A 23660-nucleotide genomic window follows, 5' to 3' on the forward strand; every position below is an offset into this window, starting at 1 on the left:
AAATCTTTCTTATAAAGTTACTGCTGTTCCACCTGCTGCTTCAATTGCCGCTTTGGCAGATGCAGTAAATTTATGTGCAGTAATATTTAACTTTGCTTTTAACTCTCCACGACCTAATATTTTCACTAAATCATTTTTATGAGTCAAACGAGAAGCTACTAAACTTGTTAAATCAATTGTTTCAGTGATTTTACCTGCTTCATAAAACTCTTGCAATTTATCTAGGTTGATCCCTTGATACTCTTTACGGTTAATGTTTGTAAATCCAAACTTAGGAACACGTCTTTGCAATGGCATTTGACCTCCTTCAAATCCAATTTTCCTTGAATATCCTGAACGTGATTTTTGACCGTTGTGACCTCTAGTTGAAGTTCCTCCTTTTCCAGAACCTTCACCTCTTGCTATTCTCTTACCCTTTTTAACTGAACCAGCTGCGGGTTGTAAGTTACTTAAACTCATTACGTGAATATTGTTTATTTAATTTCTTCTACAGAAACTAAGTGATTAACCTTATTTACCATACCAAGTATCGTTGGTGATGCATCATGCTCTACAACTTGATTCAATTTACGCAGCCCTAAAGCTATTAAAGTTTTCTTTTGAGAACCTTCGCGTCTGATTTGGCTTTTTACTTGTTTTATTTTAATTTTTCCCATCGTACTTCGATTTAACCGTTAAAAACTTTATCTAAAGAAATACCTCTTTGCTTAGCGATTGAACGAGCACTACGCAATTGTAATAAAGCGTCAAAAGTCGCTTTTACAACATTATGAGCATTAGAAGACCCTTGAGATTTAGACAATACATCATGTACTCCAACAGAATCCAATACCGCACGTACAGCTCCACCAGCAATAACACCAGTACCATGAGATGCAGGTTTCAAGAAAACTCTTGCCCCACCATACTTACCTTTTTGTTCATGAGGTAAAGTTTCATTAATAATTGGAATTCTTACTAAATTTTTCTTAGCGTCCTCAATAGCTTTTGCAATTGCAGATGCAACATCTTTAGATTTACCTAAACCGTGACCTACAACTCCGTTTCCATCTCCTACAACAACAATTGCAGAAAACCCAAAAGCACGTCCACCTTTAGTAACTTTAGTAACTCTGTTAACACCAACTAAGTGATCAACTAGCTCCAAACCACTAGGCTTAACTCTTTCTATGTTTTTATATTTTTGATACATACTTTAATTCTTAAAATTTTAAACCAGCTTCTCTAGCTGCTTCAGCTAATGCTTTCACTCTTCCATGGTATAAAAACCCATTTCTATCAAAAGAAACTATTTCTATTTTTGCAGCAATTGCTTTATCAGCAAGAGCTTTTCCAACTGTAGTAGCTACTTCAGACTTAGTCCCTTTAGCGTCAACTCCTTTATCCCTAGATGACACAGATACTAATGTAGTTCCTGCTACGTCATCAACAATCTGAGCATAGATTTCTTTGTTACTTCTATAAACAGAAAGACGAGGTCTTGCAGCAGTTCCAGAAATAACTTTTCTAATTCTAGACTTAATTCTTATTCTTCTTTCAAGCTTTGATAATGCCATAATATATTTTCTATAAATTATGCAGATTTACCTGCTTTTCTTCTTAACACTTCACCAACAAACTTAACTCCTTTTCCTTTGTATGGTTCCGATTTTCTGAAGCCACGAATCTTAGCAGCTACTTGACCTACTAATTGTTTATCAAAAGAAGATAATTTAATAATTGGATTTTTTCCTTTTTCAGAAACAGTCTCTAATTTAACTTCTGGAGCAATGTCCAAAATAATATTATGAGAAAATCCTAAGGCTAAATCTAACCTTTGTCCTTGATTTGAAGCTCTATAACCTACACCTACTAATTCTAACTCTTTAGTAAATCCTTTTGAAACACCTTCAATCATATTATAAATAAGTGATCTATACAATCCATGACTAGCTCTATCAGGTTTTGAATCTGATGGTCTCTCTATAATAATTGTATTTCCTACTTGTTTTACAGTAATACCACCTTTAATTTCTTGATACAACTCACCTATTTTCCCTTTTACAGTAACTAAGTTATCCGAGATAGTTACGGTAACACCATCTGCAATTGCTACTGGGTTCTTTCCTATTCTTGACATAATGCTATCTCTTTATTAATAAACGTGACATAAAACCTCTCCTCCAACATTCTCTTTACGCGCTCTTTTGTTAGTCATCACACCTTTAGACGTTGAAACAATAGCAATTCCTAAACCATTCAATACACGAGGCATCTCTGACCCTTTCACATATTGTCTTAGTCCTGGTGTACTAATACGTTCTAATTTTTTAATTACTGACTCTTTTGACTCAGTATCATACTTTAAGGCTATTTTAATAGTTCCTTGAACAGTCTTGCCCTCAAACTTATAGCTTAAAATGTAACCTTGTTCGAACAAAATTTTTGTCATATCCTTCTTCAAGTTTGAAGCAGGGATTTCCACAACTCTGTGTCCGGTTGCAGCAGCATTTCTTATCCTAGTAAGATAATCTGCAATTGGATCTGTATACATATATACTAATTTGCGGTAGCGGTTTTTCGTCTTACTCTAAGACAAAACCTGAAACCAATTTATATTCTGTTTTTCTCAGTAAAAACAAGGCTTTAGAGCCATTATTTTCGCTAAATACTATTATTGACATGCAAATAACAGCGTGCAAAGATACTAAAATATGTATAATATCTTATGAAAAAGCAAACTTAATATTAATAAAAAACTCTATTTCATTCAGAAATAGAGTTTTTTATACTAAAATTGGTATCTACCAACTTGCTTTTCTTACACCTGGTATTAAACCTTGGTTAGCCATTTCACGAAAAGTAACACGAGAAATTCCAAATTGACGCATATAGCCTTTAGGTCTTCCTGTTAATTTACAACGATTGTGTAAACGCACTGGAGACGCATTTTTTGGTAACTTTTGTAATCCTTCGTAATCTCCAGCTTTTTTAAGAGCTTTCCTTTTCTCAGCATATTTAGCTACAATCTTTTCTCTTTTAACCTCACGGGCTTTCATTGATTCTTTAGCCATATCTTAGTTCTTTTTAAATGGTAATCCCAATTCAGTTAATAATGATTTAGCTTCTTTATCAGTAGCAGCAGATGTTACAAATGTAATGTCCATTCCTCCAATTTTATTTACTTTATCAATATTAATTTCAGGAAAAATAATTTGCTCAGTTACACCTAACGTATAGTTTCCACGTCCGTCAAAACCATTAGCTTTAATTCCGCTAAAATCTCTAACACGTGGCAATGAAGCTGTAATCAATCTATCTAAAAATTCATACATCATAACACCTCTTAACGTAACCTTCACACCAATTGGCATTCCTTTACGTAGTTTAAAAGTTGCAATATCCTTTTTAGAAAGTGTAACTACAGGTTTCTGACCTGTAATCGTAGCCAATTCTTCAACAGCATAATCGATTAATTTCTTATCAGCAATTGCAGCACCTACTCCTTTACTTACAACTATCTTCTCTAACGCAGGTACTTGCATTACATTACTGTATCCAAACTCTTCTTTTAAGGTAGAAACAATTCTTGTTCCATAATCTTCTTTTAATCTTGGTATATAAGTCATATTATATAGCTTTATCTGTTTTTTTAGAAAAACGTACTTTCTTTCCTTCTTCTAACCTATAACCTACTTTCGTTACGTTACCGTCTTCTAACAACGCAAGATTAGAAATATTTAAAGAAGCTTCCTTCTTCACAATTCCTCCTTGAGGACTTTGAGCACTTGGCTTAGTATGTTTAGATACTAAGTTAACACCTTCTACAATCGCTCTGTTTTTATCAATAAAAACGCGAGTGATTTTCCCTTCTTTCCCTTTTTGATCACCAGCAATAACTCTAACGTTATCATCTGTTTTTAATTTTAGCTTCGCCATTTTTTATAATTTTAAAGCACTTCAGGTGCTAATGATATAATTTTCATGAATTGTCTATCACGAAGTTCTCTAGCAACAGGACCAAATACACGTGTTCCTGTCATCTCTTCAGAAGCGTTTAACAATACACAAGCATTGTCATCAAATCTGATATAAGATCCGTCTTTACGTCTGATCTCTTTTTTAGTTCTAATAACAACAGCTCTATGAACTTGTCCTTTCTTTGCAGATCCATTAGGAGTTGCGCTTTTAATAGAAACAACAATTTTGTCTCCAATAGAAGCATAACGTTTTTTAGTTCCTCCTAAAACTCTAATTACTAAAACTTCTTTAGCTCCAGTATTATCTGCTACTTTTAATCTTGATTCTGTCTGTAACATATTATTTAGCTCTTTCTAGGATTTCTACTAATCTCCAACGTTTAGATTTACTTAAAGGTCTAGTTTCCATAATCTTTACAGTATCACCAATATTGCAGTCATTTAATTCATCGTGGGCAACATACTTCTTCGTTTTTAAAACGAACTTACCGTACATCGGGTGTTTCACTTTCTTTACCTCAGCAACAACAATAGATTTCTCCATTTTGTTACTAGATACAACACCAATTCTTTCTTTTCTAAGATTTCTTTTTTCCATCTTTTCTAGTATTTACTGAGCTCTATAAGTTAATTCAGTAGCAATTCTAGCAACTGTTTTTCTAATAACTTTCAATTGCAAAGGAGATTCCAAAGGAGAAATCGCATGTGCCATTTTAAGATCAGTATAGTTTTTTTTGAATACTGCTAGTTTTTCTTGTAACTCAGCAACTGATAATTCTTTAATTTCTGATTGTTTCATGTCTCTTAGATATTAAGCGTTATCATAATCTCTAGCAATTACAAACTTGGTTTGAACTGGTAGTTTTTGTGCTGCTAAACGCAATGCTTCCTTTGCAACGTCAAAAGGAACTCCTCCTACTTCAAATAAGATTCTTCCAGGTTTTACTACTGCTACGAAATATTCCGGAGAACCTTTACCTTTACCCATACGTACTTCTAAAGGCTTTTTAGTAATAGGCTTGTCTGGAAATATTTTAATCCATAACTGCCCCTCTCTTTTCATATGACGTGTTGCCGCAATACGAGCTGCTTCAATTTGGCGAGATGTAAGTAAGTTTTGATCCAAAGATTTGATTCCAAACATTCCATTAGAAAGTTGGTTCCCTCTTTGAGAATTCCCCTTCATATTACCTTTCGCTTTCTGTACCTTACGGTATTTTACTCTTTTTGGCTGTAACATTTCTTAAGTTTTATTTTCTTTTACGAGGTTGTTGTTTCTTAGAGTTACCACCTTTACCTCCTTGCTTTTTCTCTAAGCCAACAAGTGGAGATAGTTCTCTTTTACCATAAACCTCGCCTTTCATAATCCACACTTTAATACCTAATCTACCATAAGTAGTATGTGCTTCTACTAGTGCATAATCAATATCAGCTCTAAAAGTAGATAGAGGAATTCTACCTTCTTTGAAATGTTCAGAGCGGGCCATTTCAGCACCATTTAAACGACCAGAGATTTGAATTTTAATACCTTCAGAGTTCATTCTCATCGCAGCTATAATAGCCATTTTAATAGCTCTCTTGTAAGAGATTCTATTTTCAATTTGACGAGCAACGCTAGAAGCAACCAAAGTAGCATCTAATTCTGGGCGTTTGATTTCAAAAATATTAATTTGAACTTCATTTCCCGTAATTTTCTTAAGTTCCTCTTTTAACTTGTCTACCTCTGCTCCACCTTTACCTATAATAATACCAGGTCTAGCAGTAGTGATAGTAACGGTTACAAGCTTAAGTGTACGCTCAATAATAATTCTAGAAACACTTGCTTTAAATAATCTAGCACGAATGTACTTTCTTATCTTATCATCTTCAGCTAATTTATCTCCGTAGTCATTTCCACCATACCAGTTAGACTCCCATCCTCTGATAATTCCTAAACGATTTCCAATTGGATTTGTTTTTTGTCCCATTTCTACTTACGATTAATTAGTTGCATTATTCTTACTTCCCAACACGATTGTCACATGATTAGAACGTTTTCTAATTCTATGTGCACGACCTTGTGGTGCTGGTCTTAACCTTTTTAACATACCTGCGCTATCAACAGAAATTTCTTTTATAAACAATCTAGCTTCTTCGATGCTAGATTCTTCATTTTTCGCTTGCCAATTAGCAATTGCAGAAAGTAAAAGTTTCTCAACGTTGATTGATGCTTCTTTTGAACTAAATTTCAAAATTTGTAAAGCTTTTTCAACTTCCAAACCTCTTACTAGATCAACCACCAAACGCATTTTTCTTGGTGATGTAGGACAGTTAGTCAACTTTGCAAAAGCGATTGTTTTTTTCCCTTCTTTACGTTGGTCTGCCATGTTTTTCTTACGAACTCCCATACCTACTATTTTTTACCTTTGTTTTTTCTATCTGCACCATGCCCTCTAAAAGAACGTGTTGGTGAGAATTCTCCTAATTTGTGACCTACCATATTTTCAGTAATATAAACAGGCACAAATGCTCTACCGTTGTGTACGGCAATTGTTTGTCCTACGAAATCTGGAGTAATCATAGTTGCTCTAGACCAAGTCTTAATTACTGATTTACTATCTGCCTCTACATTAGCTAAAACTTTCTTCTCAAGTTTATGAAATACGTAAGGTCCTTTTTTTAATGAACGTGCCATATCTTTTTATTTTTTTCTACGTTCTATAATATATTTATTACTCGCTTTGGTCTTAGATCTAGTCTTGTATCCTTTTGCAGGGATACCATTTTTAGATCTAGGATGTCCTCCTGAAGATTTTCCTTCACCACCACCCATTGGATGATCAACCGGGTTCATAACCACTGGTCTAGTTCTAGGTCTTCTTCCTAACCATCTACTTCTACCTGCTTTACCAGATACTAGTAATTGATGATCCGAGTTAGATACTACTCCGATAGTTGCAATACAGGTTGCAAGAATTAATCTTGTTTCACCTGAAGGCATTTTCACAGTAACATACTTTCCATCTTTCGCCATTAACTGGGCAAATGAACCAGCACTACGAGCCATTACAGCACCTTGACCTGGTCTTAATTCGATACAGCTAATTGTAGTTCCTAAAGGCATTTCTCCTAAAGGCATTGCGTTACCAACTTCTGGGATTATTTCACCAGAACCTGACTCAATCTTTTGTCCTACTTGTAATCCCCCTTGAGCAATTACATATCTCTTTTCTCCATCAGCAAACTGTAACAAAGCGATAAACGCAGTACGGTTTGGATCATATTGAATAGACAATACTTCTGCAGCACCGCTCTTATCTCTTTTAAAATCGATAATACGATATCTTCTTTTGTGTCCACCTCCCATGAATTTCATGGTCATCTTTCCACTGTTGTTTCGACCTCCAGATCTTTTATTCGGAACAAGTAAACTTTTTTCCGGCTTATCAGTAGTTATGGCGTCGAACCCATTGACTACTCTAAAACGCTGACCTGGTGTAATTGGTTTTAATTTTCTAACTGACATCTCTGTTATTAAATATTGTTATAAAAATCAATTGCTTCACCATCTGACAATTGAACGATTGCTTTTTTGTATTGACCATCCATACCAGAAACAACACCTTTCTTAGTGAATTTTTGTGTTCTTGTTACTGGATAAACCATTGTTCTTACTTTCTCTACAGATACTCCGTAGTTAGCTTCAATAGCTTTTTTGATCTCTACTTTATTAGCTCCTATGGCAACTTTGAATGTGTAACGGTTGAATGTTTCACTATCCTGAGTTGCTTTTTCCGTAATAATAGGTTTAATTAAAATATTCATCTCTTCCCTATTTGCTTAAATTAGATTCAATTCCTTCTAAAGCTCCTTCTAAAAGAATCACTTTATTTGTATTCAAAACTCTGTAAGTACTTAACTCATCGCCAATAATAACAGTTGTCTTTTTCAAATTACGTGAAGACAAATAAACATTGTTACTTGCATTTCCTAAAACAAACAAAGACTTAGAGTTCTCAACTCCAAATGCTTTTAATACAGTTGCAAAATTCTTAGTTTTTGCTGTTTCGAAATTAAAATCTTCAACAACAACAATATTTTGATCTTTTGCTTGTGTACTTAATGCAGATCTACGTGCTAAACGCTTTAAATTTTTGTTTAATTTAAAAGAATAACTTCTTGGTCTTGGACCAAAAACTCTACCTCCACCTCTAAAAACAGGAGACTTTATTGATCCTGCACGAGCAGTACCAGTCCCTTTTTGTTTTTTAATCTTTCTAGTTGAACCAGCAATATCTGCTCTTTCTTTAGCCTTATGCGTTCCTTGTCTTTTATTAGCCAAGTGCTGCTTAACATCTAAATAGATAGCATGCTTGTTTGGTTCTAAACCGAATATAGCATCAGAAAGCTCAACTTGTCTTCCTGTGTCTTTTCCTGTAATATCTAAAACTGCTACTTTCATTACTTCTCAATAGTTATATAAGCGTTTTTATGTCCAGGAACACACCCTTTCACTACAAGCAAATTCTTATCAGAAGATACTTTTAAAACTCTTAAATTTTGAACTTTTACATTTTCACCACCCATTCTTCCGGCCATACGCATTCCTTTGAATACTCTAGCTGGATATGAAGCTGCTCCGATAGAACCTGGAGCTCTTAAACGGTTATGCTGACCATGCGTTGCTTGACCAACCCCAGCAAATCCATGACGTTTTACAACACCTTGAAATCCTTTACCTTTTGAAATTGCAGAAACATCTACAAATTCACCTTCTTCAAATAGATCAACTGTTATAGTATCACCTAATTTGTACTCCTCATCAAAACCTATAAATTCAACGACTTTTTTCTTAGCAGTAGTTCCAGCCTTTTTAAAGTGACCTTTTAACGCACTTGTTGTACGTTTCTCTGCTTTGTCATCGAAACCTAACTGTAAAGCGGTATAACCGTCTACTTCTTCAGTTCTGACTTGGGTAACTACACAAGGACCACATTCAATTACCGTACAAGGAATATTCTTCCCGTTTGCATCGAATAAGCTGGTCATTCCGACTTTTCTTCCTATTAACCCAGACATTTTTATTAATTATTATTATTATTATTATTATTCTCTTGATTTATTTCAAAAAAAACAGAGCAAAAATATCTTCAGCTCTGAATCTATTTTTTACCGTTTTTCCTTCGCTCGCAGCTCCGGACATGTACTTACACGAATTTCTTACAAATCGCCTATTTTTTATGAGGTGCAAATATAGAATATATATACTGAAAAAAAAAATTCTTTTAAATATATTTAGACAATTAAAAATTCTTCATAAAAAACAAGTTAGCCTTCAACTAAAACCAGACAATTCTTCAGGTTTTATAAACATCAAAAAAAGTATATTTCACAAAAAAAGCTATATCAAATTGATATAGCTTTTTTTGTGTCAAGTAAGAAATTAAACTTTAATCTCTACTTCAACTCCACTAGGTAATTCTAATTTCATTAAAGCGTCAATAGTTTTCGAAGAAGAACTATAGATGTCTAATAATCTTTTAAAAGAACTTAATTGAAATTGCTCTCTAGACTTTTTGTTTACGTGAGGTGAACGCAATACCGTAAAAATCTTTTTATTTGTTGGCAAAGGAATAGGTCCGTTTACAACAGCTCCTGTTGCCTTTACAGTTTTTACGATTTTTTGAGCAGATTTGTCTACTAAATTATAATCGTAAGATTTTAATTTTATTCTAATTTTTTGACTCATGATATATAATTTAGATTATGCTTTTGCTTTTGCGATAACTTCTTCCGACACATTACTAGGCGTTTGCGCATAGTGTGAGAAAGACATTGTAGATGTAGCTCTACCAGAAGATAAAGTACGCAATGTGGTTACATAACCAAACATTTGCGACAATGGCACTTCTGCTTTAACAACCTTAGAGCCTGAACGATCACTCATATCGTTTACTTGTCCTCTACGTCTATTCAAATCACCAACAATATCTCCCATGTTTTCTTCAGGTGTTAACACCTCAACCAACATTATTGGTTCTAAAACTTTTGCTCCTGCTGCTTTAGCACAAGCTCTGTATCCCATTTTTGCAGCTAGTTCAAATGACAATGCATCAGAATCTACAGCGTGAAAAGATCCATCTAATAAAGTAACTTTTAATGAATCCATAACGAATCCAGCTAAAGGTCCATTTTGCATAGACTCTTTAAATCCTTTTTCAACAGCAGGAATAAATTCCTTAGGAATACGTCCGCCTTTAATCTTATCAACAAACTGTAATCCGCCTCCTTCAAAGTCTTCATCAACAGGTCCCATTTCAAATGAGATATCACCAAACTTACCACGACCACCAGATTGCTTTTTATAAGTTTCTCTGTGCTGCGTTAATTTAGTTACAGCTTCTTTATATTCAACTTGAGGCTCACCTTGATTTACCTCAACTTTAAACTCACGTTTTAAACGATCAACTAAAACCTCTAAGTGTAACTCTCCCATTCCTGAGATTACTGTTTGACCAGATGCTTCATCCGTTTTAACGGTAAATGTAGGATCTTCTTCAGCCAATTTACCTAAAGAGATTCCTAGCTTATCCATATCTCCTTTTGTTTTTGGCTCAATAGAAATACCTATTACTGGATCTGGGAAATCCATAGATTCCAATACAATTGGCGCTTTTAAAGACGACATAGTATCACCAGTCTTAATATCTTTAAACCCAACTGCCGCTCCGATATCTCCAGCTTCGATAAAATCGATAGCTATTTGCTCGTTTGCATGCATTTGGTAGATACGTGAAATACGTTCTTTTTTACCTGAACGATTGTTCAAAATATAAGAACCAGCATCTAAACGACCAGAATAAACACGGAAAAAGGCTAAACGTCCTACAAAAGGATCAGTAGCAATTTTAAATGCCAATGCCGCAAATTCATCATTTACATCAGGTTTTCTAGAAATTTCATTACCTGTATCAGGATCTGTTCCATAAATTGCAGGTCTATCTAACGGAGAAGGCAAATATCTACAAACAGCATCCAATAAAAATTGAACTCCCTTATTTTTAAATGCAGATCCAGCAATCATAGGAATGATAGCCATATCCATTACAGCAGCTCTTAAAGCAGAATGTATTTCTTCTTCGGTAATAGAATCTTCATCTTCCATGAATTTTTCTAACAAGCTCTCATCATAAGATGCAACTTCTTCGATTAAGCGTGCACGAGCTTCAGCTACTTCGTCCAACATATCTTCAGGAATATCAACGATATCAAAAGTTGCCCCAAGAGTTTCATCATGCCATATAATAGCTCTGTTCTTTACTAAATCAACCACACCTTTGAATGTATCCTCTTCACCAATTGGCAAAACGATTTCAACAGCGTTAGATCCTAACATCTCTTTCACTTGCGCACAAACTTTAGTGAAGTTAGCTCCTTGACGGTCCATTTTGTTAACAAAACCAATTCTTGGCACTTTATAGTTGTCAGCTAATCTCCAGTTAGTTTCTGATTGAGGCTCAACACCGTCTACCGCACTAAATAAGAATACCAAACCATCCAATACACGTAATGACCTATTTACTTCAACAGTAAAATCAACGTGACCAGGAGTATCAATAATATTAAAGTGGTATTCTTTAGTATCAGCAACAGGCTTATCATTTTCAAGAGGAAATTTCCACTCACAGGTAGTAGCTGCAGAAGTAATAGTAATACCTCTTTCTTGCTCTTGCTCCATCCAGTCCATTGTAGCTGCACCATCATGAACTTCTCCTATCTTGTGAGAAACTCCTGTATAATACAATACACGTTCTGTTGTAGTGGTTTTTCCCGCATCAATATGCGCAGCAATACCAATATTTCTAGTTAATTTTAAATCTCTTGCCATTTCTTAGAATCTAAAGTGTGAGAATGCCTTGTTTGCTTCAGCCATCTTATGTACATCTACTCTTTTCTTTACAGCAGCACCTTCTTCTTTTGCAGCAGCTAAAATCTCACCTGCTAACTTTTGAGCCATTGTTTTCTCGTTTCTTTTTCTAGAATATGAAATCATCCATTTGATTGCCATAGAAACTTTTCTGTCTGGTCTAATTGGCATTGGAATCTGAAAGTTCGCTCCACCAACACGACGACTACGCACTTCTACTTGAGGCATCACATTAGAAAGCGCATCTTTCCATATCTCTAAGGCAGATTTTTCTTCTTCTCCCTTTTTTTCTTCTACGATTTCTAATGCATCATAAAATACTTTAAATGCTACTGATTTCTTACCATCCCACATTAACATATTAACAAAACGTGTTGCTAATTGATCGTTAAATTTAGGATCCGGTAAAAGAACTCTTTTTTTGGCTCTTCTTTTTCTCATGTTTTCTTGAGTTTGTTGTTTGTTACTGAATGATTTTTTTAATCAAACCGAGAACATTAAAAATTTACTTCTTAGGACGTTTGGCTCCGTATTTAGATCTACGTTGAGTTCTTCCCTCAACACCAGCTGTATCTAAAGCTCCACGAACAATGTGATACTTTACCCCTGGTAAATCTTTAACTCTTCCTCCCCTTACTAATACTATCGAGTGCTCTTGTAAATTGTGTCCTTCTCCAGGAATGTAAGCATTTACCTCATTACCATTTGTCAAACGAACTCTGGCAACTTTTCTCATTGCAGAATTTGGTTTCTTTGGTGTAGTAGTGTAAACACGTGTACATACTCCTCTTCTTTGAGGACACGAATTTAAAGCAGCCGATTTACTCTTCTTAGTGTTTTTGGTTCTTCCTTTGCGTACTAATTGTTGAATAGTTGGCATACTAAAATGTTATAAATTGCGTTTATTTTATAAATCTCTATTTTTTAGAGGGTGCAAATATACATCTTTAATCTAATTATTCAAATACCAGCAAGTTAAATTTTAATATTTTCGTTTTTCTTGACTATTTGGTCATTTTTGAATAATTTTGATCTAGCCTATTTATCATATGAAATTTGATCCTATTTTATCCCAATCAATAATTTGAAACCTCCTAAACTTCCAAAGAAAAATTTTCTGTTACTTATTTTGAGTTTTGTTTTTTTTATTTCACAGAATACACATGCTCAAAATGAAACATTGAATTTCATACTTATACAAGTAGACACTCTTAAACAGAAGCCGCTACCAAAGGACTATTTCAAAAGAAAGAAATTCAAAAACCTAATTGATATTAGACAATACACTGAACAGATTTCTAATCAATTAAACCTCGAAGGATACCTTACTCATCATATAGATATCCTAAAAAAAAACGACTCCTTATATAATGGCTTTATAAGTCTCAACTCAAAAACATCTGAAATTAGGTTGCTTTTTGATTCTAACATCAAATTACCTCAATGGATCAAAAACAAATCAAAGCTAATCGAATTCCCTCAATTGACACAAACGATAAACGAATTATACACATTTTACGAGAACCTCGGTTACAGTTTTACAGAAATTGAATTAAAAAATATTAGCACCAAAGAAAACCAGCTCGTAGCAAATGTCTCTATCAATCTTCCTTACCAAAGACATATCGACAAGATTGTTCTAAAAGGATACAACAACTTCCCCCATAAATACATAAAACACTACCTTCATCTTAAACCCAACAGCACATTCAATAAACAAACTATCAACGCTACAAGCACTGCATTAAGCTCATTAAATTTCATTACGGAAACAAGAAAACCAGAAGTTTTATTTACCAAAGACTCTACACAATTATACCTTTATTTAAAAAGAAAAAACTCCAACAAATTTGACGGACTTATTGGGTTTACAAATAGCGAAAATGGAAAACTTCAATTTAATGGTTATTTAGATATTGAATTAAACAACAGCTTTAATTACGGAGAGCAACTTGCTTTTTTCTGGAGTAACAATGGCAACGAGCAAGAACACTTTAAACTAAAAACAAAAACCCCATATATATTTAACACTCCTATAAGTCCAAGTATAAACTTTGAAATATACAAACAAGATTCAACCTTTGTCAATATAGACTTGATTATTGATTTTGATTATTCACTAAACAGGTCACATACTATTGGTGTTACCTATCTTTCTGAAAATTCATCAAATCTTTTAGAAAACAATTCAAACAACCTCGTTGAATCCTTTTCCAAAAATCTTTATGGAGTTTTATATCGTTATAACAACCTCCTACATAAAAAAACCATTTTCACCATCGATTCTGCGCTAAGACTTGGAATCAAAAATTCACAGAACACCTCATCACAACAGTATTATTTATATTTAGATCTAAGTTTATCAGAGGCACTTACTAGAAAAAGCAGTATCTACTTACGTAATAGAACAGAGTTTTTAAAAGGAAATGAATTATTACTCAACGAACTTTTTCAAATAGGCGGAGCTAATACAATTCGAGGTTTTTACGAACAAAGTATCTTTAGCTCATCCTATAATTTCACTAATTTAGAATACCGCCTATTAACATCAAACGAATCATACATCTACACTTTTACCGACTTTGCAATCACAGAAAACAATGACACCGATATATTTGACAGATTATACAGTTTTGGACTTGGATATGCCTACAAAACAAAAGGAGGTTTTATCAACTTAAATTATGCCTTTGGAAAAACAAACAAGAATCCTTTCGACTTCAATCAAGGAATATTTCACATCAAACTCACATCTTGGTTTTAATACCAATTTTTTCTCCAAACACGCTTTTTACATAAAAAAAGCCACCATTTGACATATAATTACTACCTTTAAGAAAACATAAGTTAATAAATGAGTTATAAACAAAACAAAACATAGTTTTTTAAGGAGTTTATCATAAAAAAGTTATACTTATGTTAAAAATTTAAAAAAATTCAATCAAATGAAAAAAAAACTACACCGAATAACGTTGCTTTTATTTATGCTCGTTCTTCAATTTTCTTATTCACAAAACAATAAAGTCACAGTAACAGGAACTGTTTCTGACCACACAGGACCATTACCAGGGGTTGTTGTTGTTGTTAAAAACACAAGCACAGGAACCCAAACTAATTTTGATGGGTTTTTCTCGCTAGAAGCTAGGACTGGAACAGTCTTAGAATTTAGCTATATCGGAATGATCTCTGTTCTAAAAACAGTACAAAACTCTAGCCCAATGATCATTACAATGGAGGAAGACAGGCAAAATTTAGACGAAGTCGTTGTGGTTGCCTTCGGAGTTCAGAGGAAAGAGGCAATTGTAGGAGCAATATCTACTATTGGATCAGATATGATTGAAAATCAACAAGCTGTTTCTGTTGTAAGTGCTCTTCAAGGAAACGTATCAGGTGTTAATATTATTCAGGCAGGAGGTCAGCCAGGGAACAACCCAGTAATAAGAATTCGTGGTATCGGATCAATCAACGCATCTGCTGAACCGCTAATTATTGTAGATGGGTCTCCTTTTAATGGAAATTTGAATACAATTAGTAGCGATCAAATAGCATCAATGACAGTATTAAAAGATGCTTCTTCTACTTCTCTTTATGGTTCACGTGGATCAAATGGGGTTATTCTTATAAATACAAAAAGAGGAAAATTAAGCACTCCTACAACAGTAAATATTAGGTCTTCAATTGGATTTGCAAATCAAGCTGTTGATAATCATCAACTAGTAGATACTGATACATTTACTGAATTTACATGGGAAGCAATGAGAAACTCTAATCTTTATGTAAATGATATGAGTGCTGCTGATGCTGCTCAAGACGCCACTAATGAGCTAGTTACAGAATTAGGATATGACCCATATGGAAATGGAACACCTGTTGGAACAGATGGTAAACTTCTTACAACAGACAAATTATGGGATACGGATTGGCAAGATTATTTATTTAATGACTCAGCAATAAGAACAGACCATAGTTTAAGTGTTTCTGGGGGTAATGACAATACTTCATATTTTTTCTCAGCAAACTATTTAGACCAAGAAGGATCTATTCAAACATCTTCTTTTGAACGTACTACAACTCGATTAAGTATTGACTCACAAGTAAATGACTGGTTAAAACTAGGTCTAAGTTCATTCTACTCAACCTCTAGTTCAACTGTTCCAACTCAAAGTGGTACGACTTACACTAGTACTATCCAATGGATTAACAATGTTTCTTCTTACTACCCATTATACAGAAGAGATGCTTCGGGATCGTTAATTTTAGACTCATCTGGAAATAAAATTTATGATTATGGAAATAATCAACAATCAGTGAATGGATCAAGGCCTTTATACTCAAATGAAAACATCGTTGGTTCGCTTTATAATTATGATATTTTAGAAAACAGGGACAATATTTCATTAAATGGATATGCACAAATTAACTTCACACAAGATTTAAGTTTTAAAACACAAATTTCTTATGAGAAATACATTTTTGATACTTATGAGTATATCCATAATGAATACGGTTATGCCTCATCTGTTGGTGGGAGGGTTTCCCAAAACAGAAACTTTGTAACTACTAAGAATATTATCAACTCACTTAACTATCTTAAAACTTTCAATGAAGTACATAACATAAGTGTTGATTTGATTCATGAAGCATACGAAAGAAATAATGATGATTTAGGGGCTCAAGGAGTAGGTTACTTACCAGATGTATCTGTATTAGACGGAAGCACCACCCCTGAAGCGGTGACTGGTTCCTTCACAGACGAAACCTTAGAATCCTATCTAGGAAGGGTTACTTATAATTATGATAGTAAATACTTCGCTGAAGCTTCCTTTAGAACTGATGGATCTAGTAGGTTTGCCGAAGATGTTAGATGGGGTGATTTTTATGCTGTTGGAGCTTCTTGGATGATTTCAAAGGAAAATTTCTTCTCTGATATTGACAATATTAATTTACTTAAGCTAAGAGCATCTTATGGAGAATTAGGTAACAATAGAGGAATTGGTTATTTCCCTTATCTTTCACTTTATGAAACAGGATATAACGAACTAGATAATACTGGTGTAATTCTTGGAGAAGTAGCCGATCAATTTTTAACATGGGAGAAAGTAGTTTCTTCTAATATTGGAGTTGATTTTGGATTCTTTAACAATATACTGAAAGGATCTATTGATTATTATAGTAAAGAATCTATTGACTTAATTTACGACCAACCTCTTCCTCCTTCTACAGGTAATGAATCTATTAAAACAAATGTTGGAGCTCTTAAAAATTATGGTATTGAAGTATCTTTAGGTGTCACTATAATTAATAAAAAAGATTTTATATGGACTACTGATTTAAATATGTCCTTTGATAATAATGAGATTACAGAACTTACTCAAGAATCTTTTATTAATGGCACCAAAAGATGGGAAGTAGGTAAATCATTATATGAATTTTACATTAGAGAGTGGGCTGGTGTAGACCCAGATACTGGTTACGGCATGTGGTATAAAGACATTTTAGATGATAACGGTAATCCAACTGGTAAACAAGAAACGACTACAAATTATACTGATGCTACTAGAAACTACAATGAACAATCATCTTTACCCGATTTCATAGGAGGCTTCTCAAACTCCCTAACTTATAAGGATTTTGATTTTAACTTACTATTAAATTTTAGTGTCGGCTCTTATATTTACGACTCAAATTACGCAGCTTTAATGGGGGGGTTTGATAGACCTGGTGAAACAGCATCATCAGACATTTCAACTCGTTGGCAAAACCCAGGAGACGTAACAGATATACCATTACTTTTAGCATCCCAAAATGATTTTAATTCAACTTCTGATCGGTTTTTGTTCAAAAACAACTACCTAAGGCTAAAGGCCTTAACTATTGGATATAGCATACCAACAACAGCAATTGAAAAATACGGCATAAATAATTTAAGACTATTCTTTCAAGGCGACAATTTGCTAACATTTCAAAGTCATAAAGGTATAGACCCAGAACAAAGTGTTTCTGGTATAACAAACTATCGTTCTTACAACCAAAGAATAATTTCTATGGGACTTAACATTAAATTTTAAAAAAAAACATGAAATTTAACTTTAAACAAACAAATATATTAATTTTCATTACTCTTTTAACAATTGGATGTAGTGATGATTTCTTAAACGACCCTAAACCCACAAGTTCGGTTACCGAAGAAGTGATATTCAGCACAAGAGTTGGAGCAGAGGCTTTTCTTTCTGGAATACAAAGAAGTTTCAGAACTCAATTTGAAAGATATCAAAGAACCGATTGCGGAGGTATTTACTCAATGTATTTCGCTAGATCCGTAAAAGGAAATGATCTTATTCAAGGTCCTACTTGGTTCCTTTATGATTATAGTAATGACAATAGAGAGCCCACTTATAGTAGAGTTGGTTTTACTTGGGATTATCCGTACTTTATGATTAATCAAGCAAATAGCTTAATTAATGGAGTAACTTTAAGTGAACTACCTGATACTGATAAAGCTGAATTAACAGCACAAGGAAAAACAATTAGGGCATTTTTCTATTTCCAATTAGCAATGGAATTCCAACATACTTATAGCTTTGATGCTACATTGCCGGCTCCACCGATCTATACTGAACTATCTTTAGAAGGTAACCCAATGAGCACACTTACTGAGATGTATGATTTAATCATTTCGGACTTAACAAGTGCCGTTACAAATTTAAACGATACCAGATTAGGTAAGTCTTATGTAAACCAAAGTGTAGCATCTGGAATACTAGCAAGAGTTTACCTAGTTACAGGAAATATGACAGGTGCGGCTAACGCTGCAAATATGGCATATGGAGGTGATGTAAATTCTGTTTTGGATGCCGCTAGTTATGGAAACGGTTTTGATGACATTACTAATTCTGAATGGATATGGGGCAGCCCTCAGTCTTCCGACCAGTCCAATTATTACTATCTTGCTCCACATGCATTTACTGATCATTACAGTCCAGCTTATTTTGGAACATATATAAACGTAGATTTTGCTGATTTATTTTCAGAAACTGATGTTCGAAATTTATTTGTACACACATACGAAAATACCACTCCTACTGATTATACGTATTTAACTACAACCAAGTTTATTTTTGCATTTGATTCTGACATGCCGCTAATGAGAACATCAGAAATGATTTTAATTGAATCGGAGGCGCTGTTAAATTCAAACGAAGACCAAGCGCACAACCTATTATATGCGCTTCAGTTAAACAGAGATAGTTCAGCAGTTAAATCAACAAATACCGGGGATGCGTTATTAAATGAAATTCTTATAGAAAGAAGAAAAGAACTTTATGGCGAAATTGGAGTCGAATGGTTTGATGCTAAGCGTCTCAGAAGAGCTATTCCTAGAACGGGTAATCATAGGTTAATTGAATCTGATTTAGAAGCAGATGACAAAAAATTATTTTTAAAAATTCCACAAGCAGAAATTGATGCAAACGACTATATAGATGACAGTATAAATACTGACAGATAATATCCTCTAATAAATAATACGTTTAAAATCTCCAAGATAACTAGTCTTGGAGATTTTTTTTAACAACTAAACAGTTTTAAATTTAAAATTACTTTATATAGTGGCAAAGTAACTTTTACAAGTTACCAAACTGACGAAGATAGTTGGACAATACCAGGAGAAGCAGAGTTTGATTATAGCTTTAACTTCTGTTACTTAAGACAGTACCATAACAGCAGATGAAACTTATGTAATAAGTGGTTATAGATATACTGGATTTCCAGAAGATTTTCAATAGAATACAAAATAAAGTGACATATATAAACCATCTTGCAGCCTTGCAAGATGGTTTTTTTTACAAATAATAGCAGTACATTTGCGTCATGGAAATAAAAACGTCAAAAATATTCGGACTCAGAGCAGTTATCGAAGCTATAAATAGCGAAAGCTCAATAGATAAAGTGTTTATTCAGAAAGACATTTCTGGGCATTTGATGAATGAATTGATGACGAAAATTAGAACAAACAGTATCGCATTTAGTTATGTCCCCGTTGAAAAACTAGACAAACTATCTAAATACGGAAATCACCAAGGAGCAGTAGCACAAATTGCACCGATTAACTTCTATGATTTAGATGCATTGGTAGAAGCGACTTTAGAGAAAGAAGAAAGTCCATTATTTCTCTTATTAGATCAAGTTTCAGACGTAAGAAACTTTGGTGCAATTATTAGAACTGCTGAATGTACAGGAGTTCATGGTATAATAATTCAAAACCAAGGAAATGCACCTGTAAATGCTGAAACGGTAAAAACCTCAGCAGGAGCGGCTTTTAATATTCCTATTTGTAAAGTAAACCATATCAAAGATGCCTTATTTATTTTACAAGCTGCAGAAATACAAGTAGTCGCTGCAACTGAAAAAACAGAAGACTTATTGTTTGACATAGACCTCAAAAAACCCACTGCCATTATTATGGGATCAGAAGATAGAGGAATCAACCCTTCTATATTAAAAATGGTAGATGCAAAAGCTAAATTACCTTTAAAAGGAACTATTGGATCTTTAAATGTTTCTGTTGCCTGTGGTGCTTTTTTATACGAGGTAGTAAGACAACGTATTTAATACCATTTTTAACATTTAAATGACGTATTAAATTCATTTCTTTTTCATTCATATTTCACATAAAAATAAAATTGGCAGAGTAAGAACCTATCACAAAATAAAAAAACTCTAAATTTTATTAGAGTTTTTTTTATGACTTAGTTTCAATTGTTAAATAGAATGTAGATAAGTCTTTACATTGCTATCAATTCTAGCTGTCACATCAGTAATATCTGCTTTAACAAAAGTTTCTCCTATTATCTTCTCGTACAATTCTATATATCTATTAGAAATTTCTTCAATTTTATCTTCAGTCAATTCAGGTACAACTTGTCCCTCTTTTCCTTGAAATCCGTTTTCTAGCAACCACTCTCTTACAAACTCTTTGGAAAGTTGTTTTTGCTTTTGATCTTTGGCTTGAATTTCTTCATATCTATCTGCGTAGAAATAACGAGAAGAATCTGGTGTATGAATCTCATCAATAACAACAATCTTTCCTGAAGCTGTTTTACCAAACTCATATTTTGTATCTACTAAAATCAAACCTTGATTCTCAGCTATTTCAGTACCTCTTGCAAACAATGCAAAAGTATAGGCCTCAAGTTGCATGTAGTCAGATTCTGGAACAATTCCTTTTGCTAAAATATCGTCTCTTGAAATATCTTCATCATGCTCTCCAAGATCCGCTTTCGTTGAGGGAGTAATTATTGGATTTTCAAATTTCTGGTTTTCAATCATTCCTTCTGACATCGGAACCCCACACAAAACTCTTTTCCCAGATTTATATTCTCTCCACGCATGCCCAGTTAAATATCCTCGGATAACCATTTCCACTTTAAATGTTTTACAAGAATGTCCAATTGTTACGTTAGGATCTGGTATAGAAACTACCCAGTTTGGCACAATATCTTTGGTTGCTTCCAACATTTTAGCAGCAATTTGATTTAATATCTGTCCCTTATAAGGAATTTGTTTGGACATAACTACATCAAAAGCAGACAATCTATCAGTTACAATCATCACTAATAAGTCATTATTTACAGTATAAACTTCTCTTACTTTTCCTTTATAGATCATTTTCTGACCTGGGAAATTATAATTGGTATCGTTGATTGTCGTTATCATAATTGTAATTTACTTAATACTATTAAATCAATTTATTTTGCGGCAAAAATAAAGAATTCTAAGCGAGTAATCGTAGCTAATTATTTACTTTCTTCCGTATTAATTATTCTGTTTCAATATTTTTATACGCTTTGATAATATCTTTTACCAATCTATGACGAATTACATCCTTCTCGTCTAAAAAGACATGAGCGATTCCTTTTACTTCTTTTAAAGCTAATAAAGACGTTTTTAAACCTGAGACCTGTTTCCTAGGTAAATCTACTTGACCAGGATCACCCGTTATGATAAATTTTGCTCTCTTCCCCATTCTTGTAAGGAACATTTTCATCTGACCAGCAGTTGTATTTTGCGCCTCATCTAAAATCACAAAAGCATTGTCTAAAGTTCTTCCTCGCATAAATGCCAATGGCGCTATTTCTATTACACCTTTGTCTAAATAGGAATCTAATTTTTCAAAGGGAATCATATCTTTCAAGGCATCATATAAAGGCTGCATATATGGATCCAGTTTATCTTTTACTCCTCCTGGTAAAAAACCTAAATTCTCCCCGGATTCCACGGCAGGTCTCGTTAGGATAATTCTTTTAACTTCTTTATCCTTCAATGCTTTAACTGCTAAGGCTACAGCAGTATAAGTTTTTCCTGTACCCGCAGGACCAATGGCAAACAACATATCATTTGTTTCCGTTTTTAATACCATCTTTCGTTGATTTTCCGTTTGAGCTTTAATTAATTTCCCTCCTACTCCATGTACCAATACCCTGTCTGCTTTTAAAGAAATAATTTCTTTTCTCCCTGTATTGGTCAGTATTTGTTCAATCGTGTTTTCATCAATCTTATTGTATTTCTCAAAATACTTCACAAGCATTTCCAGTCGTTTCTCAAATTCATCTAAGATAATCGGTTCTCCATAAGCTTTTATCTCGGCTCCTCTAACCACAATTTTAAGTTTTGGATAATAAGCTCTTAACTGTTTAATCGTTGTCTCTTGATGACCGAAAAACTCCAATGGGTCAATCTCTAAAAGACTAATAATGCGTTCGTTCAATTGCTGGTAATTTAATGTTTATATCTCCTGTATTTTTCATCTCTAAAAATACTATTAATTCCTGTAAAATTGTATAAATTTGTTTAAGACTTTCAGAGGAAGTTCCAAAACATTACTCAATTTAAAAAGCAAGCACAGAATAAATGTCCATAATAACTTTAACTACAGATTTCGGAACGAAAGATCACTTTGTAGGTGCGGTTAAAGGGGCTATTTATTCGATGATTTCAGATGCTAAAATTGTTGATATTTCTCACGAAATATCACCTTTTAACATTACCGAAACAGCATATATTTTAAAGAACGCATATAAAAATTTCCCTGAAGGAACCATCCATATTGTTGGAGTAGATTCTGAATTAAACGAAGATAATAAACATATTGCCTTATTGTTAAATGGTCATTATTTTGTATGTCCCGATAATGGTTTGATATCAATGATTACTTCAGAAATAATCCCAACTAAGATTGTAGAAATTAATATTCACGATCGTTTGGAATCTAATTTCTCTGTATTGGATGTTTTTGTACAAGTTGCAGCTCATCTTGCTCGTGGCGGAACTTTAGAAGTAATTGGAAAACCATTGGAAAACTATAAAAAAATTTTCGAAATGCAACCAAAAGTATCCAGAGACTTATCAATTATCTCTGGAAATATTATTTATATTGATAACTATGGAAACGTAATTAGCAATATTTCAGAAAAATTATTTAAAGAAATCGGAAAAGGACGAGAATTTAAATTAAACGCAAGTCGGTATTCTTTCAATAAAATAAATTATAAATACTGTGATATTGTTGACTTTAACCAAGATTCTAAATTTCGTCAAAATGAAGGAAATAAATTAGCCATTTTTAACTCCGCTGGCTTTATAGAAATTGCCATTTATAAGAGTAATTTAACCACGGTAGGAGGAGCGTCTAGCTTACTTGGGTTGAGCTATAGAGATTCCATTACTATAGAATTCCATAAGGAAGGAATAAATTAAACATTTTTTCGTTCTCTAATCTAATACCTAAATAAGATCTT

At 33.6% G+C, this 23660-nt stretch carries 31 protein-coding genes; 5 read left to right on the top strand and 26 right to left on the bottom strand.

What is annotated here, in order from left to right:
- Positions 1–9: 9 nt before the first annotated feature.
- The 24 genes from rplO to rpsL form a co-directional block, all read right to left on the bottom strand.
- Positions 10–459, bottom strand: a complete 450-nt coding sequence (gene rplO, locus V5787_RS03395; protein WP_336891869.1) for a 50S ribosomal protein L15 — start codon at positions 457–459, stop codon at positions 10–12.
- Between the two features lie 14 nt (positions 460–473).
- Positions 474–656, bottom strand: coding sequence for a 50S ribosomal protein L30 (gene rpmD / locus V5787_RS03400; RefSeq protein WP_336891870.1), 183 nt, complete (start codon positions 654–656; stop codon positions 474–476).
- 11 nt (positions 657–667) lie between these two features.
- The gene (gene rpsE / locus V5787_RS03405; RefSeq protein ID WP_336891871.1) at positions 668–1192 is read right to left on the bottom strand and encodes a 30S ribosomal protein S5; all 525 of its coding nucleotides are present in this window, start codon (positions 1190–1192) and stop codon (positions 668–670) included.
- Positions 1193–1202: 10 nt separating this feature from the next.
- A complete protein-coding gene (rplR, locus tag V5787_RS03410; RefSeq protein WP_336891872.1) occupies positions 1203–1556 on the bottom strand; it encodes a 50S ribosomal protein L18 in 354 nt (117 codons plus the stop codon).
- A gap of 17 nt (positions 1557–1573) precedes the next feature.
- Entirely contained in the window at positions 1574–2119 is a 546-nt protein-coding gene (gene rplF / locus V5787_RS03415) for a 50S ribosomal protein L6 (RefSeq protein WP_336891873.1), read from the bottom strand.
- Positions 2120–2134: 15 nt separating this feature from the next.
- The gene (gene rpsH / locus V5787_RS03420) at positions 2135–2533 is read right to left on the bottom strand and encodes a 30S ribosomal protein S8 (protein ID WP_336891874.1); all 399 of its coding nucleotides are present in this window, start codon (positions 2531–2533) and stop codon (positions 2135–2137) included.
- A 250-nt stretch (positions 2534–2783) separates the two neighbouring features.
- On the bottom strand, positions 2784–3053 hold the full coding sequence (gene rpsN / locus V5787_RS03425) for a 30S ribosomal protein S14 (protein WP_336891875.1): 270 nt from the start codon (positions 3051–3053) through the stop codon (positions 2784–2786).
- A gap of 3 nt (positions 3054–3056) precedes the next feature.
- Entirely contained in the window at positions 3057–3608 is a 552-nt protein-coding gene (gene rplE / locus V5787_RS03430; RefSeq protein ID WP_336891876.1) for a 50S ribosomal protein L5, read from the bottom strand.
- Between the two features lies 1 nt (position 3609).
- Positions 3610–3918 (bottom strand): 50S ribosomal protein L24, encoded by a 309-nt coding sequence (gene rplX / locus V5787_RS03435; protein WP_336891877.1) that lies wholly within the window; start codon positions 3916–3918, stop codon positions 3610–3612.
- An 11-nt stretch (positions 3919–3929) separates the two neighbouring features.
- Positions 3930–4298 (bottom strand): 50S ribosomal protein L14, encoded by a 369-nt coding sequence (rplN, locus tag V5787_RS03440; RefSeq protein WP_336891878.1) that lies wholly within the window; start codon positions 4296–4298, stop codon positions 3930–3932.
- A gap of 1 nt (position 4299) precedes the next feature.
- On the bottom strand, positions 4300–4557 hold the full coding sequence (gene rpsQ / locus V5787_RS03445; protein ID WP_152285516.1) for a 30S ribosomal protein S17: 258 nt from the start codon (positions 4555–4557) through the stop codon (positions 4300–4302).
- Between the two features lie 12 nt (positions 4558–4569).
- Positions 4570–4758, bottom strand: a complete 189-nt coding sequence (rpmC, locus tag V5787_RS03450; RefSeq protein ID WP_336891879.1) for a 50S ribosomal protein L29 — start codon at positions 4756–4758, stop codon at positions 4570–4572.
- 12 nt (positions 4759–4770) lie between these two features.
- Positions 4771–5199, bottom strand: coding sequence for a 50S ribosomal protein L16 (rplP, locus tag V5787_RS03455; RefSeq protein ID WP_336891880.1), 429 nt, complete (start codon positions 5197–5199; stop codon positions 4771–4773).
- A gap of 10 nt (positions 5200–5209) precedes the next feature.
- Positions 5210–5926, bottom strand: a complete 717-nt coding sequence (gene rpsC / locus V5787_RS03460; protein ID WP_336891881.1) for a 30S ribosomal protein S3 — start codon at positions 5924–5926, stop codon at positions 5210–5212.
- Positions 5927–5938: 12 nt separating this feature from the next.
- Complete coding sequence (rplV, locus tag V5787_RS03465; protein ID WP_336891882.1) at positions 5939–6346, bottom strand: 50S ribosomal protein L22; 408 nt, start codon at positions 6344–6346, stop codon at positions 5939–5941.
- A gap of 5 nt (positions 6347–6351) precedes the next feature.
- On the bottom strand, positions 6352–6633 hold the full coding sequence (rpsS, locus tag V5787_RS03470; RefSeq protein WP_336891883.1) for a 30S ribosomal protein S19: 282 nt from the start codon (positions 6631–6633) through the stop codon (positions 6352–6354).
- Positions 6634–6639: 6 nt separating this feature from the next.
- Positions 6640–7464, bottom strand: a complete 825-nt coding sequence (gene rplB / locus V5787_RS03475) for a 50S ribosomal protein L2 (RefSeq protein WP_336891884.1) — start codon at positions 7462–7464, stop codon at positions 6640–6642.
- An 8-nt stretch (positions 7465–7472) separates the two neighbouring features.
- Positions 7473–7763, bottom strand: coding sequence for a 50S ribosomal protein L23 (gene rplW / locus V5787_RS03480; protein ID WP_336891885.1), 291 nt, complete (start codon positions 7761–7763; stop codon positions 7473–7475).
- 7 nt (positions 7764–7770) lie between these two features.
- Entirely contained in the window at positions 7771–8400 is a 630-nt protein-coding gene (gene rplD / locus V5787_RS03485; RefSeq protein ID WP_336891886.1) for a 50S ribosomal protein L4, read from the bottom strand.
- Entirely contained in the window at positions 8400–9017 is a 618-nt protein-coding gene (rplC, locus tag V5787_RS03490; RefSeq protein ID WP_336891887.1) for a 50S ribosomal protein L3, read from the bottom strand. The genes rplD and rplC overlap by 1 nt, the downstream gene beginning before the upstream one ends.
- Positions 9018–9381: 364 nt before the next feature.
- On the bottom strand, positions 9382–9687 hold the full coding sequence (rpsJ, locus tag V5787_RS03495) for a 30S ribosomal protein S10 (protein ID WP_336891888.1): 306 nt from the start codon (positions 9685–9687) through the stop codon (positions 9382–9384).
- Between the two features lie 15 nt (positions 9688–9702).
- Positions 9703–11826, bottom strand: a complete 2124-nt coding sequence (gene fusA, locus V5787_RS03500; protein WP_336891889.1) for an elongation factor G — start codon at positions 11824–11826, stop codon at positions 9703–9705.
- Between the two features lie 3 nt (positions 11827–11829).
- Positions 11830–12306 (bottom strand): 30S ribosomal protein S7, encoded by a 477-nt coding sequence (gene rpsG / locus V5787_RS03505; RefSeq protein ID WP_336891890.1) that lies wholly within the window; start codon positions 12304–12306, stop codon positions 11830–11832.
- Between the two features lie 64 nt (positions 12307–12370).
- Positions 12371–12745 carry a 30S ribosomal protein S12 gene (rpsL, locus tag V5787_RS03510; protein ID WP_336891891.1) on the bottom strand — a complete coding sequence of 125 codons (375 nt, stop codon included), beginning with the start codon at positions 12743–12745 and terminating at the stop codon, positions 12371–12373.
- Positions 12746–13045: 300 nt separating this feature from the next.
- On the opposite strand from rpsL, the gene V5787_RS03515 reads away from it, so the two are divergent.
- The 4 genes from V5787_RS03515 to rlmB all read left to right on the top strand — a co-directional run bounded on the left by V5787_RS03515 (position 13046) and on the right by rlmB (position 20475).
- The gene (locus V5787_RS03515; RefSeq protein ID WP_336891892.1) at positions 13046–14629 is read left to right on the top strand and encodes a POTRA domain-containing protein; all 1584 of its coding nucleotides are present in this window, start codon (positions 13046–13048) and stop codon (positions 14627–14629) included.
- A 181-nt stretch (positions 14630–14810) separates the two neighbouring features.
- Entirely contained in the window at positions 14811–17933 is a 3123-nt protein-coding gene (locus V5787_RS03520) for a TonB-dependent receptor (protein WP_336891893.1), read from the top strand.
- Between the two features lie 8 nt (positions 17934–17941).
- Complete coding sequence (locus tag V5787_RS03525; protein ID WP_336891894.1) at positions 17942–19372, top strand: RagB/SusD family nutrient uptake outer membrane protein; 1431 nt, start codon at positions 17942–17944, stop codon at positions 19370–19372.
- Between the two features lie 362 nt (positions 19373–19734).
- Entirely contained in the window at positions 19735–20475 is a 741-nt protein-coding gene (rlmB, locus tag V5787_RS03530; protein WP_336891895.1) for a 23S rRNA (guanosine(2251)-2'-O)-methyltransferase RlmB, read from the top strand.
- A 150-nt stretch (positions 20476–20625) separates the two neighbouring features.
- Here rlmB and V5787_RS03535 read toward each other — a convergent pair whose 3' ends face one another.
- Positions 20626–21579 carry a phosphoribosylaminoimidazolesuccinocarboxamide synthase gene (locus V5787_RS03535; RefSeq protein ID WP_336891896.1) on the bottom strand — a complete coding sequence of 318 codons (954 nt, stop codon included), beginning with the start codon at positions 21577–21579 and terminating at the stop codon, positions 20626–20628.
- A gap of 103 nt (positions 21580–21682) precedes the next feature.
- Complete coding sequence (locus tag V5787_RS03540) at positions 21683–22630, bottom strand: PhoH family protein (protein ID WP_336891897.1); 948 nt, start codon at positions 22628–22630, stop codon at positions 21683–21685.
- Positions 22631–22773: 143 nt separating this feature from the next.
- Here V5787_RS03540 and V5787_RS03545 point away from each other — a divergent pair, with 143 nt between their 5' ends.
- On the top strand, positions 22774–23619 hold the full coding sequence (locus V5787_RS03545) for an SAM-dependent chlorinase/fluorinase (protein WP_336891898.1): 846 nt from the start codon (positions 22774–22776) through the stop codon (positions 23617–23619).
- Positions 23620–23660: the final 41 nt, after the last annotated feature.

Origin of the sequence: Flavicella sp. (genome assembly GCF_037132785.1) — a bacterium.
GTDB lineage: Bacteria > Bacteroidota > Bacteroidia > Flavobacteriales > Flavobacteriaceae > Flavicella.

What these genes read in the sequence shown, in the direction of transcription:
- rplO (WP_336891869.1), bottom strand. Translation starts at nt 459, where the DNA reads ATGAGTTTAAGTAACTTACAACCCGCAGCTGGTTCAGTTAAAAAGGGT.
- rpmD (WP_336891870.1), bottom strand. Translation starts at nt 656, where the DNA reads ATGGGAAAAATTAAAATAAAACAAGTAAAAAGCCAAATCAGACGCGAA.
- rpsE (WP_336891871.1), bottom strand. Translation starts at nt 1,192, where the DNA reads ATGTATCAAAAATATAAAAACATAGAAAGAGTTAAGCCTAGTGGTTTG.
- rplR (WP_336891872.1), bottom strand. Translation starts at nt 1,556, where the DNA reads ATGGCATTATCAAAGCTTGAAAGAAGAATAAGAATTAAGTCTAGAATT.
- rplF (WP_336891873.1), bottom strand. Translation starts at nt 2,119, where the DNA reads ATGTCAAGAATAGGAAAGAACCCAGTAGCAATTGCAGATGGTGTTACC.
- rpsH (WP_336891874.1), bottom strand. Translation starts at nt 2,533, where the DNA reads ATGTATACAGATCCAATTGCAGATTATCTTACTAGGATAAGAAATGCT.
- rpsN (WP_336891875.1), bottom strand. Translation starts at nt 3,053, where the DNA reads ATGGCTAAAGAATCAATGAAAGCCCGTGAGGTTAAAAGAGAAAAGATT.
- rplE (WP_336891876.1), bottom strand. Translation starts at nt 3,608, where the DNA reads ATGACTTATATACCAAGATTAAAAGAAGATTATGGAACAAGAATTGTT.
- rplX (WP_336891877.1), bottom strand. Translation starts at nt 3,918, where the DNA reads ATGGCGAAGCTAAAATTAAAAACAGATGATAACGTTAGAGTTATTGCT.
- rplN (WP_336891878.1), bottom strand. Translation starts at nt 4,298, where the DNA reads ATGTTACAGACAGAATCAAGATTAAAAGTAGCAGATAATACTGGAGCT.
- rpsQ (WP_152285516.1), bottom strand. Translation starts at nt 4,557, where the DNA reads ATGGAAAAAAGAAATCTTAGAAAAGAAAGAATTGGTGTTGTATCTAGT.
- rpmC (WP_336891879.1), bottom strand. Translation starts at nt 4,758, where the DNA reads ATGAAACAATCAGAAATTAAAGAATTATCAGTTGCTGAGTTACAAGAA.
- rplP (WP_336891880.1), bottom strand. Translation starts at nt 5,199, where the DNA reads ATGTTACAGCCAAAAAGAGTAAAATACCGTAAGGTACAGAAAGCGAAA.
- rpsC (WP_336891881.1), bottom strand. Translation starts at nt 5,926, where the DNA reads ATGGGACAAAAAACAAATCCAATTGGAAATCGTTTAGGAATTATCAGA.
- rplV (WP_336891882.1), bottom strand. Translation starts at nt 6,346, where the DNA reads ATGGGAGTTCGTAAGAAAAACATGGCAGACCAACGTAAAGAAGGGAAA.
- rpsS (WP_336891883.1), bottom strand. Translation starts at nt 6,633, where the DNA reads ATGGCACGTTCATTAAAAAAAGGACCTTACGTATTTCATAAACTTGAG.
- rplB (WP_336891884.1), bottom strand. Translation starts at nt 7,464, where the DNA reads ATGTCAGTTAGAAAATTAAAACCAATTACACCAGGTCAGCGTTTTAGA.
- rplW (WP_336891885.1), bottom strand. Translation starts at nt 7,763, where the DNA reads ATGAATATTTTAATTAAACCTATTATTACGGAAAAAGCAACTCAGGAT.
- rplD (WP_336891886.1), bottom strand. Translation starts at nt 8,400, where the DNA reads ATGAAAGTAGCAGTTTTAGATATTACAGGAAAAGACACAGGAAGACAA.
- rplC (WP_336891887.1), bottom strand. Translation starts at nt 9,017, where the DNA reads ATGTCTGGGTTAATAGGAAGAAAAGTCGGAATGACCAGCTTATTCGAT.
- rpsJ (WP_336891888.1), bottom strand. Translation starts at nt 9,687, where the DNA reads ATGAGTCAAAAAATTAGAATAAAATTAAAATCTTACGATTATAATTTA.
- fusA (WP_336891889.1), bottom strand. Translation starts at nt 11,826, where the DNA reads ATGGCAAGAGATTTAAAATTAACTAGAAATATTGGTATTGCTGCGCAT.
- rpsG (WP_336891890.1), bottom strand. Translation starts at nt 12,306, where the DNA reads ATGAGAAAAAGAAGAGCCAAAAAAAGAGTTCTTTTACCGGATCCTAAA.
- rpsL (WP_336891891.1), bottom strand. Translation starts at nt 12,745, where the DNA reads ATGCCAACTATTCAACAATTAGTACGCAAAGGAAGAACCAAAAACACT.
- V5787_RS03520 (WP_336891893.1), top strand. Translation starts at nt 14,811, where the DNA reads ATGAAAAAAAAACTACACCGAATAACGTTGCTTTTATTTATGCTCGTT.
- V5787_RS03525 (WP_336891894.1), top strand. Translation starts at nt 17,942, where the DNA reads ATGAAATTTAACTTTAAACAAACAAATATATTAATTTTCATTACTCTT.
- rlmB (WP_336891895.1), top strand. Translation starts at nt 19,735, where the DNA reads ATGGAAATAAAAACGTCAAAAATATTCGGACTCAGAGCAGTTATCGAA.
- V5787_RS03535 (WP_336891896.1), bottom strand. Translation starts at nt 21,579, where the DNA reads ATGATAACGACAATCAACGATACCAATTATAATTTCCCAGGTCAGAAA.
- V5787_RS03545 (WP_336891898.1), top strand. Translation starts at nt 22,774, where the DNA reads ATGTCCATAATAACTTTAACTACAGATTTCGGAACGAAAGATCACTTT.